General features: G+C 52.4%; 12 protein-coding genes. 6 read left to right on the forward strand and 6 right to left on the reverse strand.

Features of this window, described 5'->3' with window-relative positions:
- Positions 1–8: 8 nt before the first annotated feature.
- Positions 9–1058, reverse strand: a complete 1050-nt coding sequence (locus BLP79_RS15390; protein ID WP_090220450.1) for an ABC transporter ATP-binding protein — start codon at positions 1056–1058, stop codon at positions 9–11.
- 196 nt (positions 1059–1254) lie between these two features.
- Complete coding sequence (locus tag BLP79_RS15395; protein WP_090220452.1) at positions 1255–2781, reverse strand: sulfatase family protein; 1527 nt, start codon at positions 2779–2781, stop codon at positions 1255–1257.
- 127 nt (positions 2782–2908) lie between these two features.
- Here BLP79_RS15395 and BLP79_RS15400 point away from each other — a divergent pair, with 127 nt between their 5' ends.
- The 5 genes from BLP79_RS15400 to BLP79_RS15420 are packed head-to-tail and all read left to right on the forward strand — an operon-like array spanning position 2909 to position 7775.
- Entirely contained in the window at positions 2909–4132 is a 1224-nt protein-coding gene (locus BLP79_RS15400) for an ABC transporter substrate-binding protein (protein ID WP_090220453.1), read from the forward strand.
- A gap of 57 nt (positions 4133–4189) precedes the next feature.
- On the forward strand, positions 4190–5059 hold the full coding sequence (locus BLP79_RS15405) for a carbohydrate ABC transporter permease (RefSeq protein WP_090220455.1): 870 nt from the start codon (positions 4190–4192) through the stop codon (positions 5057–5059).
- Entirely contained in the window at positions 5056–5934 is an 879-nt protein-coding gene (locus BLP79_RS15410; RefSeq protein ID WP_090220457.1) for a carbohydrate ABC transporter permease, read from the forward strand. The genes BLP79_RS15405 and BLP79_RS15410 overlap by 4 nt, the downstream gene beginning before the upstream one ends.
- Complete coding sequence (locus tag BLP79_RS15415) at positions 5931–6686, forward strand: SDR family NAD(P)-dependent oxidoreductase (protein WP_090220458.1); 756 nt, start codon at positions 5931–5933, stop codon at positions 6684–6686. Before BLP79_RS15410 ends, BLP79_RS15415 begins: the two co-directional genes overlap by 4 nt.
- A gap of 6 nt (positions 6687–6692) precedes the next feature.
- Positions 6693–7775 (forward strand): ABC transporter ATP-binding protein, encoded by a 1083-nt coding sequence (locus BLP79_RS15420; protein WP_090220460.1) that lies wholly within the window; start codon positions 6693–6695, stop codon positions 7773–7775.
- A 98-nt stretch (positions 7776–7873) separates the two neighbouring features.
- On the opposite strand, the gene BLP79_RS15425 is transcribed toward BLP79_RS15420, so the two are convergent.
- The gene (locus BLP79_RS15425) at positions 7874–8734 is read right to left on the reverse strand and encodes an SMP-30/gluconolactonase/LRE family protein (RefSeq protein WP_157844005.1); all 861 of its coding nucleotides are present in this window, start codon (positions 8732–8734) and stop codon (positions 7874–7876) included.
- A gap of 94 nt (positions 8735–8828) precedes the next feature.
- Here BLP79_RS15425 and BLP79_RS15430 point away from each other — a divergent pair, with 94 nt between their 5' ends.
- Positions 8829–9533 carry a GntR family transcriptional regulator gene (locus tag BLP79_RS15430; RefSeq protein ID WP_090220464.1) on the forward strand — a complete coding sequence of 235 codons (705 nt, stop codon included), beginning with the start codon at positions 8829–8831 and terminating at the stop codon, positions 9531–9533.
- Positions 9534–9553: 20 nt separating this feature from the next.
- Here BLP79_RS15430 and BLP79_RS15435 read toward each other — a convergent pair whose 3' ends face one another.
- The 3 genes from BLP79_RS15435 to BLP79_RS15445 are packed head-to-tail and all read right to left on the reverse strand — an operon-like array spanning position 9554 to position 13092.
- Positions 9554–10459, reverse strand: coding sequence for a 2-dehydro-3-deoxygalactonokinase (locus tag BLP79_RS15435; RefSeq protein WP_090220466.1), 906 nt, complete (start codon positions 10457–10459; stop codon positions 9554–9556).
- A 15-nt stretch (positions 10460–10474) separates the two neighbouring features.
- A complete protein-coding gene (locus tag BLP79_RS15440; RefSeq protein WP_090220468.1) occupies positions 10475–11638 on the reverse strand; it encodes a mandelate racemase/muconate lactonizing enzyme family protein in 1164 nt (387 codons plus the stop codon).
- The gene (locus BLP79_RS15445) at positions 11635–13092 is read right to left on the reverse strand and encodes an aldehyde dehydrogenase family protein (protein ID WP_198512016.1); all 1458 of its coding nucleotides are present in this window, start codon (positions 13090–13092) and stop codon (positions 11635–11637) included. The genes BLP79_RS15440 and BLP79_RS15445 overlap by 4 nt, the downstream gene beginning before the upstream one ends.
- Positions 13093–13103: the final 11 nt, after the last annotated feature.

Below are 13103 nucleotides of genomic sequence, written 5' to 3' on the forward strand. Positions count from 1 at the left end.
GAAGAGGTTTAAGATGGCTGTAAAACCCAGATATGTTCGGGCTTGATCGTAAGGTAGGCCAAGGTGCCTTCCTCAATACGGCGGCGGGAATGCTCCTGCACGGTGAGCTGAACGTCGTTGCAGAGCAATGTGTAGCGTGTCGCTGCACCAAAATATTCTCGTGTCAGGATCTTTGCAGTGAATGTGTTTTCACTGTCCGCTGGCGGTGTCAGATGCAGATCAAACGCTTCTGCCCGCAACAGAATATGGCCTTGTCCTTCGACCGCACCCACTGCGGGATCATAGTGCAATGTGCCAAGCGCACACTCTGCCAGGCCGTCGCGTTTGAGCGTTGCAGGAAAGAGATTGGTTGCGCCCATGAATTTGGCCACAGCTGGGGTCTTGGGCCGTTGATAGAGGGTATCTGGCGGGTCAAACTGTAGGATTCTCCCCTCTGCCATGACCGCGACGCGGTCGGCAAGTTCCATCGCTTCGACCTGATCATGGGTCACAAAAATTGTGGTAATCCCCAATCGACGCTGCAGCTGGCGAATAAATCGGCGCATTTCACCGCGCAGTTTTGTATCAAGGTTGGCAAGGGGTTCGTCCATCATCAGGACATCGGGTTCGGTGATCAGCGTGCGGGCAATGGCCACCCGCTGCATCTGTCCACCTGACAGCTGTGCGGGAAAACGATCTCGAAAGGCACGCAATTGTACCACATCCAGCATTTCATCCACGGCTTCAGTGATCTGTGCAGCCGTTTGTCCGCGTACTTTCAGACCAAAAGCAATATTCTTTTCGACTGTCATATGCGGAAATAGGGCATAGCGCTGAAACACCAATCCGACGTTGCGCGACTGTACTGCAACATCCGAGACCTCTTTCCCGTCAAACAAGATCTGGCCCGAGGTTGGCGTTTCAAGTCCCGCGATCATCCGCAACGTGGTGGTTTTCCCACAGCCAGATGGCCCCAACAGGGCGACCAGCTCTCCTGACTGGATAGAGAGATCACATTCCGAAAGAGCAATCGTCCCAGAATAACTCTTGGCAATTTGCTTTAACTGGACCTGTGTCACCCTGGTCTCCTGCGCGTGTCCTCGTGCCCCTGATTTAGGGGAACGTAGCTGTGTTTAGCTACGCTTGAGGCGCATATGACACCAGTCTGCAACAAACCACCAGCCTACACATTCTTGTGTAGAGCACTGACAGAGCATCACAACTTTTTGCGGTATGAAAGGTGCGAACACGGCACCGTTCAAAAATCAGATGTGTTTAATGCCACCCAACCCGAGGTGCGACAGGAATTTGGTCTTGTGGTCGTGATCTAATCATATCAAGCAGTTCAGTCTTCACCGTCGCGCGAGAGGGATCATCAAACAGGTTGATCATCTCTTCAGGATCTTCCTGCATGTCATACAGCTCACCCGTCTCTGTATACATATCGATAGACATGCGGTAGCGTGTGCTGCGGACGGTTTGCAGATCCATATCGACAGCAGATCGTTTGGCATCCACCTCGTATTCCGACAGTGCAAAATCGCGGCTGCCCCCGGTCCAGAGGTTGCGCCAGCTCTGGCCGTGGGTGTCTGGTGCAGAGATTTTTGCAAGATCTGCAGCGGTTGCAAAGGCATCAATTGTGCTGATCGGATCTGAAACCACTTGCGCTTTGGGAATCCCCGGACCTTGGATCAGGCAAGGAACGCGCAGCAACCCATCATAGAGCATCGGGCCTTTCAATAAGAGGCCATGATCCCCCAGCCATTCTCCGTGGTCTGCAAGGAAAATTACGATGGTCTCGTCCAGTTTGCCGGCTTGTTCAAGCGCGGCCATGATCCGACCGACCTGATGATCCACACTTGTGATCATTCCAAAATAGATCGACGTCAAATCGCGCAGCGCTGTTTTGGTCAGCTCTCCCTTTTGGCCCCAATCAATTCCACCTGCATTGTGCTCTTCGCCCAGTTTAATTGGTTTGGCCCGGTCATCTACAAATCGTTTGTGCCACCAGGGACGGTTTTCCAGATCCAGCTTGGGGTTTTTTGCGATCTCAACATCGCGCCCCTGATACATATCCCCCCAAGGGGCTGCCGCAAGAAAGGGGGGATGAGGGTCTGGAAAAGAAACCCAGGCCATAAAAGGTGTCTCATCCTGATTTTCGATCATCTCGATCGCTCGGTCCCCGATCCATGGCGAGGAGTGCCATGGGTCTGGCAGGGCGGAACGCCAGCATTGAAAATGTGCCGTCTCGCGCCCTTTACGATCTTTCGCCAAATCCCAGCGCGCACGCCCCTGCCCGCCTTGATCCAGCCAATTTTCATAATGCAGTGTTTCAGGCGCATCATACCACTGTGTGTGGTGATGGGGCCGCAACATCAGCTGCACCTTGTCAAACCCCATATATCCGCCTGTCCAGTCGGGTCCAAAGGATTGCGCGCTCTTGTAGCATTCTGGACGGCCTGTGGGTTCAAATGTCTGCTGCGATGACAGATGTGCCTTGCCAATGAACTGCGTATCATATCCGGCTTTGCCAAACGTGCCGGCAAATCCGGCAGCACCTAGCGTTTCATCCAAATCACGGCCATTGTCACGCACCCCATGTGAATAAGGTAGCAAACCCGTTAAAATAGAGGCACGGGCTGCCTGGCACATGGGATGCGGCGTGGTGCAGGTTGAAAATCGCACACCGTTCTGAGCGATTCTATCCAGATTAGGTGTGTTTACGCCGCGCCCCTCAGCTCCGATGCAATCGCCACGGTGCTGATCGGTGGTGATGAGCAGAATATTTGGCCGTTTTTGCATGGAGGACCCCTCAATTTACTGAATGATGCGCGTACTTTCGATAAAATTACTCATGGTTATGCATGTTTTAGTGTACAATAAAAGAAAATAATGTACGATCTTTCTTGATCAAGGAGGAGCTCATTCAATGAAACGGACTATAATCGGACAAACAGCCCTTGCTGTTATGATGGCCTCAACCGCAAGCGCCGCAACTGTGCTGGACGTTGTCGCCTGGAAAGGAAACGAAGCAGAGCCTGCTGGGATGCCCGAGCTGATTGAAAAGTTCGAATCCGAAAACCCTGACATTGATGTTGAACTGACCTTTGTCGCCCGAAAGGACGTCGACAAGGTTATTCCACCCCGTCTGCAAGCGGGCACGCCGCCAGATGTCACAATGGTCGATGGGAAGCTTGTCGCGCTTTGGGGCGGCGCTGGCTTACTTGACGATCTAGGCACTTCAACAGAGTGGTACAATAACCTGATCCCCTCGGTGCGTGATATCGTAACCTTGGATGACAAAGCCCTGTCTTACCCGCTTGAAGTGATCGGCATGGGCAATTTCGTCAATATGGACCTTCTTGCTAAAGTTGGGATTGATAAAGCCCCTGTGACAATTGACGCATTAAAAGCGAGCTGCAGTGCGCTGGCCGCGGCCGGCATCAGCCCGATGATTTTTGCAGGTGGCTTCCCCGCCATGCTGTTTGTTGGTGCAAATGGTATTGATCCTAAGGGCATTTCTCCAACGGAATACAGTTCAGGCGATCGTCAGTTTGTTGGTGATGACAATTTTAATCGGACCTTTGATCTGGTGCGAGAGCTTGTTGGCGCAGAATGTTTTGATCCTAAGCTGCAAGCGGGATTGGATCCATGGGCCACAGCTCCACAAGAATTCAAAGCTGGTAATGTTGCAATCCTTCCACAGGGCGCATGGAACATTGGACAGTTTAATGACGTAGAAGGCCTGAACTATCAGTTCGCGCCGATGCCTTCTGTCCACACCGATTATGGCCTTGCGCTGGATCTGGTGGGACCTGGCTGGGCCATTCCAAAAGACGCCGCCCACAAAGAGGCTGCCGCAAAATGGATTGAATTCTTCTCAAGAGAAGAGAACCTGAATGTCTTCCTGAAGGCAGAGGGTGCCTACAGCCCGTATCAGGGAGGCAAGGCAACAATGCCTGATCTGGCCACCCCCTATACAGATGCCCGCGCCAAAGGCAGCTTGATCCTGTGGCCTTTTTCCACGCAGGAATTCCCCAGCGCATTACAATCTGAATGGGAAGATAGCATCACAGGCTTTTTGCTGAACATCGATGCTGCCAACGAAAAAACGTTGCAGCGTTGGGACGATGTCATCGAAGACAACCTGTAAGCTCAACGTGATCCGGCGTGTGAAACGCCGGGTCCGCTCTAGCAAGGTGAGACGGACATGCGCAGGCGTAACAGCTTATACATCTTCACAATCCCAGCGCTCCTCGTGCTGGCGCTTTTCTTTATCCACCCGGTTTTGCTGACCCTTGATATGAGCTTCACCAGCTACAAGGGCATCGGCGAAGCCAAAGATGTGGGCTGGCGGAACTATGATCGGATTTTCAGCCGGGAACGCTACTACTCTGAAATTTGGCTGACACTCTGGTATACTGTAATCGTGGTCACGGCCCTGACAATTTTAGGGCTGTTTTTCGCGGCAATGCTGCATCGGTTGCCGCTGATCCGCAATTTTGCCCGCGCCGCTCTTTATACGCCAGCAATGATGTCGTTTGTTGTGGTCGGCTATGTCTGGCAGTTTTTATATTCACCGCTCAACGGTGGCATTAATGTTGCCTTACGTGACCTTGGTCTTGGCGCCTTAGAGCAAAACTGGCTTGGCGACCCTGCTTTGGCAATATATTCTGTCGCGTTCACTCAGATCTGGATGTTCACAGGATTTACCTGCGCCATCTTTTTGGCCGGCTTTGCAGGTATTCCCGAAGAAATCAACGAAGCTGGCCGGCTTGAAGGTGCCAACAGTTGGCAGCGGTTCCGCTATCTAGAGCTGCCCTTGTTGGGGCCAGCGATCACAGTTTCTGTAACGCTAACGACCATTGGTACGCTGCGTACTTTTGAATTGCCTTTTATCCTCACCAAAGGGGGTCCGGATGGCGCAACGCGGCTTTTGTCGATTGAGATCATCGATAATCTCTTTGGACAATACAAATTCGGCTTCGCCTCGGCACTTTCAATTATAATGCTGATCATCGTGCTGACCGTGGCCTTTGTTCAAAACAAGATCCTGCGGGATCGAGAGGATGTGTCATGAGCGATCTGACCCAAACCCTTCCACAGGTCAAAAGCGGCCCAGACTGGGTGCTGATCCGCAAACGCACGCGGTCTTTCATCGCCCATGCATTTGTACTGACACTTGTCGCAATCATGTTGTTGCCATTGTTTTACATGGTGATGATGTCTTTCAAGACCTCAACAGAAATCGCACAAGATCCGCTTGGTCTGCCAGAGAGCCTCTATTGGGGGAATTACATGGCGGCGCTTAGCTCGATGGGCTATGTGCGCTCGGTTCTAAATTCCATCGGGATCACAATATCTGTGATTGTTGTTGTGGTTCTGACCGGCGCCATGGCTGCCTATCCGCTGGCGCGCATGAACAATCGTATTTCCAAAACCATTGTCATGGTGATGGCATTGGGATTGGCGACACCTAATTTTGTGACGATCACACCAATCTACGTGATCTTTCGTGACCTTGGCCTTTTGGATAGCTATCTTGGCATTGTTCTGGCCTTTGCAGCGTTGAAGCTGCCTTTGGCAGTCTTCTTTTATACCGGCTTCATAGCCGCAATCCCAATGGATCTGGAAGAGGCCGCAAAATTAGACAATTGCAACAGCTGGCAGATTTTCTGGCATGTGATCCGTCCATTGCTCGCACCAGTAACGGCAACATTGTCCTTGTTTATCATGATCATGGTCTGGAATGATTTCATCTATCCGCTGCTATTGCTGACAGATAAATCCAAACTGACCGTAATGATCGCCGTCTACAAATTTGTCGGCAACACTGGCATTGACCCCACAAAACTCTTCCCAGCGGCAGTTCTTGGATCCTTGCCTTTGTTGATCATGTTTGTGGCGTTCCAACGTAAAATCATGGCGGGTGCAACCGCAGGAGCCGTAAAATGAACCTCGAAAGTCGCCATATTATCGTCACCGGTGCAGGCGCAGGCATCGGGCTGGGGGTGGCACGCCAATGCGTGGCAGCGGGCGCCACTGTCACGGGCATGGACTGGAAAACCGATGGCAAGGATCAGCTCACCCGTCTTGGTGCACATTTTATGCAGGTCGATGTCATGAAGCCTGAGCAATTTCAAGAGGCTGTGGTGACTGCGCATGACCGGGTCGGCCGTCTGGATGGGATGGTGAACAATGCAGGCACCACCATCAAACGCGACTTCCTTGAAATGTCTGTTGAAGACATGGATATGCTTTGGGAAGTCAACCAACGATCCGTTCTGGTCGGCACCCAAGCGGCTGCCCGTCTTATGGTTGGCAAAGGGGGGTCTATCGTCAATCTGGCTTCTGTTCACGCGACAACTTCAAACCCAGGTCATGAAGCCTATGCCGGCACCAAAGGTGCGATCAAGGCAATGACCCGGTCGATGGCTTGGTCTTTGGGGCCGCGTGGTGTTCGCGTCAACACGTTGAGCCCGGCAATGACGCAGACGGAAATCGTTATCGACGCGATGAAAGACCCTGAAAACGCAGAAACCTTTCGGTCCTGGGGCGCCGACCATGAAGTCAGCACTGTCGATGAAATTGGAGCTGCGGCCGTGTTTCTTTTGTCGAATGCGGCAAGCGCACTGAATGGCACCGATCTTGTTGCGGATCGTGCGATGACGGCACTGTTGTGGCCACAACTGGAAAAAGCAGGATAAGAACAGATGGCTGAACTCAGCATGAATAAGGTGGTCAAACGCTATGGAGCGACGCAGGTTGTCCATGGGGTCGATCTGGATATCAAAGATGGCGAATTTTGTGTCTTTGTTGGCCCGTCTGGCTGTGGGAAATCCACGTTGTTGCGGATGATCGCTGGGCTTGAAGAAACCTCTGAAGGGCGGATGACCATTGGCCCGAAAGATGTAACACATTTCGATCCTGCTGAGCGTGGCGTGGCGATGGTGTTTCAGACCTACGCCCTTTACCCGCATATGACCGTGCGCGAAAATATGAGCTTTGGCCTGAAAATCAGCGGCGAAGACAAGACTGTCATCAAGGAAAAGGTTGATAAAGCCGGGCAAATTCTAAAACTCGCTGACTATATGGATCGCAAACCAAAAGCGCTTTCAGGCGGGCAACGCCAACGTGTTGCTATTGGTCGGGCGATTGTACGCCAACCAGATGTCTTTCTGTTTGATGAACCTCTGTCAAATCTGGACGCTGAATTGCGGGTCGAGATGCGGGTCGAGATTGCGCGATTGCACAAACAGCTGGGTGCAACAATGATCTATGTGACCCATGATCAGGTGGAAGCCATGACCATGGCCGACAAGATCGTGGTATTGCGCGCAGGTCGTATTGAACAGGTCGGCGCACCGGTTGAACTCTATGAAAACCCGGACAATCTCTTTGTTGCAGGATTTATTGGCTCACCTCGGATGAATTTCTTTGATGGGGAAGTCATAGAATTGGGTTTTCATCAGGTAATGGTGACTGTGCCTCGTCTGGGCAATGTGGTTGTGCCTGTTGCGGTGCAAAGTGAACTCCGCCTTGGACAGCCTGTCACGCTTGGTCTGCGCCCGGAGCACTTTGATCCTAAAGGGGATGTCAAAGTAACCTTGCCAATCGACGTTCACGAAAATCTAGGCGGCGTTTCTTACGTGTATTCTAACAGCGATGAAGCAGACCTGCCCATTATCGTAGAATTGCGTGGACAACGGCCCCCGGTCGGCAGCGATCTTGAAATTGGCCTCAATCCTGAATTTGCGCTGCTCTTTGATCCACAGTCAGAAGAGCGTATCCGATAAAGCATAGGTTTACCTCTCGCAGGAGTTTCCTCCCTCCGCGACAGAGAGGTCAGCAAAAGGCGCAAGGAAGATCCCTCGCGCCTTTTTGATTTATTGCCTCAATCGATCATCGGAGTTGACGCCACAAAGGGCTGACGACCAGGCACATCCATTTGAATTGCAAAAAGTCCCCCTGACTCGGGGTTTTGGGCTATATCTTCTGCGCTCAGGTCGAATGTTCCCGTTGTGACATATAACGTTTGCAGATCTTCCCCGCCAAAAGCGCAATTGGTGACGGTTCGGCAGGGAATTTCAATCGTTTCAATGATCTGACCATCCGGCGACAAGCCTAAGACACGCCCCTGATTGCAAATCGCCACCCAAATCGTACCCGCGCTGTCCACGCATAATCCATCGGGGCGGCCAAAATCCTCGTCACAGGTACGTAGCACCTGCCAGTCATCCGCTTTGCGCAGCCATATCCGACCCGGAACACTGTCGATGAAATAAAAGCGTTCACCATCCGGGCTCCAATCCAGCCCATTTGAAATGGTTGTATCTTTCATCATCAACGTGCGCCCAGTGGCATCATAACGATACAGTGCGCCCGTTGTGCCCTTGGCACCTTCTGACATCGTGCCTAGCCAGAGCGCTCCATCAGGTGCAACAGCCATATCATTTGGGCGATTGCCGGGCAGATCTGGTTCTGGACAATCGAGTAGTGTGATGGTGCCCGTCTCAGGATTAACCCAGCCAAGGCCCGATTTTGTGGCGATCAGCAATTTGCCGCTGTCATGCAATGCCACTGCGCTGATCAGATCCGGCATCGGCAACTTTGTGCAACGCCCTGTTGCAGGCGCGTAGCTGTGTAAAAATCGATGTGCAATGTCCACCCACCATAGTACCCCTGCGGCGTGATCCCACAAAAGCCCTTCACCACAGCTCGCAGCGGCACGGTCCACACATTTTACGTCTCTCATTTTTGCTGTTATCCTACTAAAATGTACAATGTTCTTGTTTTTAAGTGCGAAATCCATCACCTATGGAAAAGCCCCAACACAGGGAGACACACTTATGAGTACGCCGGGACCGATCGCTATTTCCGCTGGGAAAGAAACCGCCGAAAACACTTCGAACCTGATCTATGAATGTATCCGCGATGATATTTTGTCTGGTACCTTGAAAGCAAACACCCGGTTGAAAATCTCCCAACTTGCACGGCAGCATAATACCTCGACCAATCCGGTTCGCGAGGCCTTGCAGCAGTTGCGGGGAGAAGGTCTGGTCTTGTTCACACCAAACCAGGGCGCACGGGTCCGGCCCATCAATATGGAATTCGTGCGCGACGTTGCCGAGGTGGGCAACCTGTTGGAACCTTATCTGCTGCAGCTGTTTGTCGAAACCGCCAGCGCCGAAGACATTGCGGAACTGGAACGTTTGCAAGATGAAATCGAGGCGCTGAATTTTGAAGACAAAGACCGCCACACCGATCTGAATAATACGTTCCATCAGACGATGTATGAACGTCATTATAATCGTGTGGCTGTCGGTGTTTGGAAACAGCACCGCGAAATTATGAATGCGATCAGCAAACGCATTCCCATCGCACTTGGTCGTCAGGAAGCTATTTTGAAAGAACATCGGGCACTGATTGACGCGATCCGCAAGCAAGACGTGAAAGCAGCCCAAGAGGTTTTGGCACAACATATCGGAGACGCGGGGAAACATCTGGTTGATCAATTGCGGATTGAAGAAGCGCGCGCAGAGCAAAAAACCTAAAGTACTTTTGAACCTGCGCATTAATTCGCAGGTTGTACCAAAGCCGTAAACCCTGCGCGCAGTCCCGCGAGTGTAAGCGTTTCGGCATTCAGGCGACGCACGCGCCCGCCAAGGTAGGTCAGCGCCTGATCATAACATTGCGCAAGCTCTGACGCCCCAATTAGAAATGTGATCTCATCACTCCAATAAGATTGAGTCGCCATCAGCTCTGCTCCAATCAAAAGTCCAGACAGATAAGCGCGAGACCAGCCCGGATTGTGATCTTCAAGCAATGCACCTGCCCGTACTTCGAACAATGAAGTACTGAATTGCGCAGGCTGTGTGCGCATTCGATCCAGTCCAGCTAGAAATCCTGCATCATCCCAATCTGACCCGGTGCAAACTGCCCCCAGAACGGAGTTTTGGCTCAAAAGTGCAAACTGCTCACCCGTTAATGCAGTGTCGAAATGCTTGATCCGCCCATTGGCGACACGCACCCATTTGCTATGTGTGCCGGGCAAACAGACGACGCAATCTGTGGAATTGGTCTGTTTTAAAAACCCCAATATTTGGGTCTCTTCACCACGCATTACATTTGCAGGCTGCGCCTGAGCAACACCGGGTAAAATCCATACGCGCCGACGTCCCGAGGTTAAAGAAACCGCACTTTCGTAGACCTCGTGCAACGGCTGGGTGTTGGTCACATAAGGTGCTTCGATCCATCCTCCCCTGGCCCCAGCCATGCCGCAAATTATGACGGGAATGTTTGTGTTGATGGCCAAGCTCGACAGCAAACGTTCGAGCATCGCCGGGTATTCCACAGGCGATAGCGTTTGCATCCCAAAAGGACCGCTTTCCTGTGCCAAAACTTTACCACCTGAACCAATCACCCATAGCCGAAAGCTACTTGTTCCCCAATCAATCGCGACAAAGTCTGGCTGCGTCATCACACACTCCTGCGTTTACTGGATCTCATAGGTCTTGATGAAGTCTGGATCAGGCGTCACGCCAAGGCCCGGACCTTCAGGAATTTTCACCCGACCCCCGTTGCGTTTAACCTGCCCCTGAATATCCAATGGGTCCGTCAGCAAATGGTCACGAAACCGATTTTCAGTTGTGTCAAATTCCAGCATCGGCTCCCACGGATACAATCCCCCCGGCATCGGAGGCATCGCCGCCAAAAGCTGTAGATTGGTCGCAACTGCAATTGCGCTGCCCCAAACATGATTGATCACGGGGGTGAAATGCGCATGACACAGCGCCAAAACGCGCAGATATTCGGTGATCCCACCCAAGGCACAGACCTCGGGCTGCGCAATATCAAGACCGCGATTTTCAAGGATCTGACGCCAGCCCCAGCGGGCAAATTCAGCCTCTCCGCCTGAAATATTAGTGCTGAGCCCTGCTCTGAGCTCGCGGTAGCCATCATGGTCTTCGGGCGCCACAGGCTCTTCAAACCAGTAAGCCCCCATTTCATCCAGTGCCCGCCCCACATAAAAGGCGTCCGATGTGGTGTAGCAATGGTTTGCATCTACCATAAATTTTGCGTCTCCCACCGACTCAGCAACAGCCGCGCACAGCTTTACATCATCACGTGGACCTAGCCCGGTCTTCATTTTGGTGGCACCAAACCCCATCCCAATGATTGAAGCCGCCTCATCTTTAAAACGGGCCACATGATCTGCGACGCTTTCCCGTTTCAGCATCATACCATAGCCATATACGGCAACATCTTTGCGATGGGCACCGCCGATCAGCTTGTGAATGGGCAGATTTGCCGCCTTCCCCGCGATATCCCAAAGGGCAATATCAACGCCCGAAAGCGATTGAATGGGCATCCCTTTCTGGCCGTGGTCCCGCAGCAGATTATAAACCTTGTGCCAGATCACATCCCGATCCAGCGCATCCATGCCAACCACCATAGGGGCGATCACGCGTTCGACGATTGTTTTGTTGGCCAGAGCGACATTGCCAGGACCAAAACACTCTCCCCAGCCTGTGATGCCTTCGTCCGTTTCCACCCGAACCAGATGTGCCGTGCGTTTGTCGTAATACTGCTGTGAATAGCCAAGCTCGGTTGGCATGTCACATTGCAAGACATGTGATGTGATCGAGATAATTTTCATGATACACCCAATGCACGGGTCACACGTTTCACGATCAAATAGTCATCTAATGCCAGTGTTGAGCAATCATGCCCAATCCCAGATTGCCCAATCCCCCCATGAGGCAGGTCGATATCGTATTTCACACCGTTAATCTGGATCTCACCATAGCGCAGGATCTGGGCCCAATGCTCTGCCCGCGCAAGATCGCTGGTAAAGACATAGGCCGTCAGCCCCCCATCGTCACAATCATTGGCCATTGCGGCCAGATCTGTATCCTTATCAAAGGGAATAATACTGATGATCGGACCAAAGTTTTCCTGTTGATAAAGACCCATTTGCGGCGTGATCCCCGTCAACACAGTTGGTGCAAGGAAAGACCCCGTTGGCAGATGTTCTGGGCGGTTGCCACCTGCAAGCAGCTCGGCCCCTTTTTCTGTCGCATCTGCGATCAGGCCCAGCATCCGCCCCCGCGCCCCTTCATCGACAACAGGACCGGTATGGATGGCGGCATTTTTGTCCCAGCCGATTGCAGTGTCATTTGCAAAAGCGACAGCACGCGCTTTGAAATCCTCATAGATATCGCGATGCACAAAGACCCGATTGGGCGAGACACAGATCTGTCCTGCATGGGCAAATTTCACGCCACATAGGGTGCTGATCGCCAGATCCAGATCCGCGTCTGGAAAAACCAGCGCTGGCGCATTGCCGCCAAGCTCCATCGAATAGGATTTGATCGTCGTCGCACCGGTCTTCATGATATGGCGACCCGTCGCAGTAGAGCCGATCAACGTCACCAGAGCAGGAATATCAGAGGCCGTCATATGATCTGCGACATCCGTCGTGGCTGAGGTCAAAATCTGTACGACACCTGCAGGCAAGCCGATCTGATGGCACAACTCCCCCACCGCATAAGCAGAAATCGGCGTCTTTTCAGAAGGGCGAATGATAATAGGGCACCCCGCCGCCATGGCAGGACCGATTTTAAACGCCAGGTTCAAAAGTGGGAAGTTCCACGCCAGATAGGCCAGCGCGACGCCGACAGGTTCGTGCACCAGCCGGTGATCATGTGTGCCAGCGCGGTCCGGCAACGCGGTATCCGAAACCCGTGCAATTTCCTCTGCGTAAAAGGCCAAAGAATCCTTCAGGCTGTTAAAGTCTTCTTCGGTCGCCCCCCAGGGCTTGCCCAGTTCATAATGGATACAGTCGCGTAAATGCTCTTCATTTGCGATCACCGCATCGCGCAATTTGTGCATCCAGCCCTGACGTTCGGCAATTGACGTCTTAGACCAGGCAGGGAATGCATCCTTGGCCGCCTGCAAGGCGCGATCTGCATCCCCAATCCCTGCGGCTGGTACTGTGGCCACAGGTAAATCGGTGGCCGGGTTGATCACCTCAACCTCGGTCTCGCCTTCTGTCAGCTCTCCAGCGATATACATCTTTTTGGTGAAGCGGGTCACATCAAGATCTTTCATCAGCACATTTC

Source organism: Epibacterium ulvae, from assembly GCF_900102795.1.
GTDB classification, from domain to species: Bacteria; Pseudomonadota; Alphaproteobacteria; order Rhodobacterales; family Rhodobacteraceae; genus Epibacterium; species Epibacterium ulvae.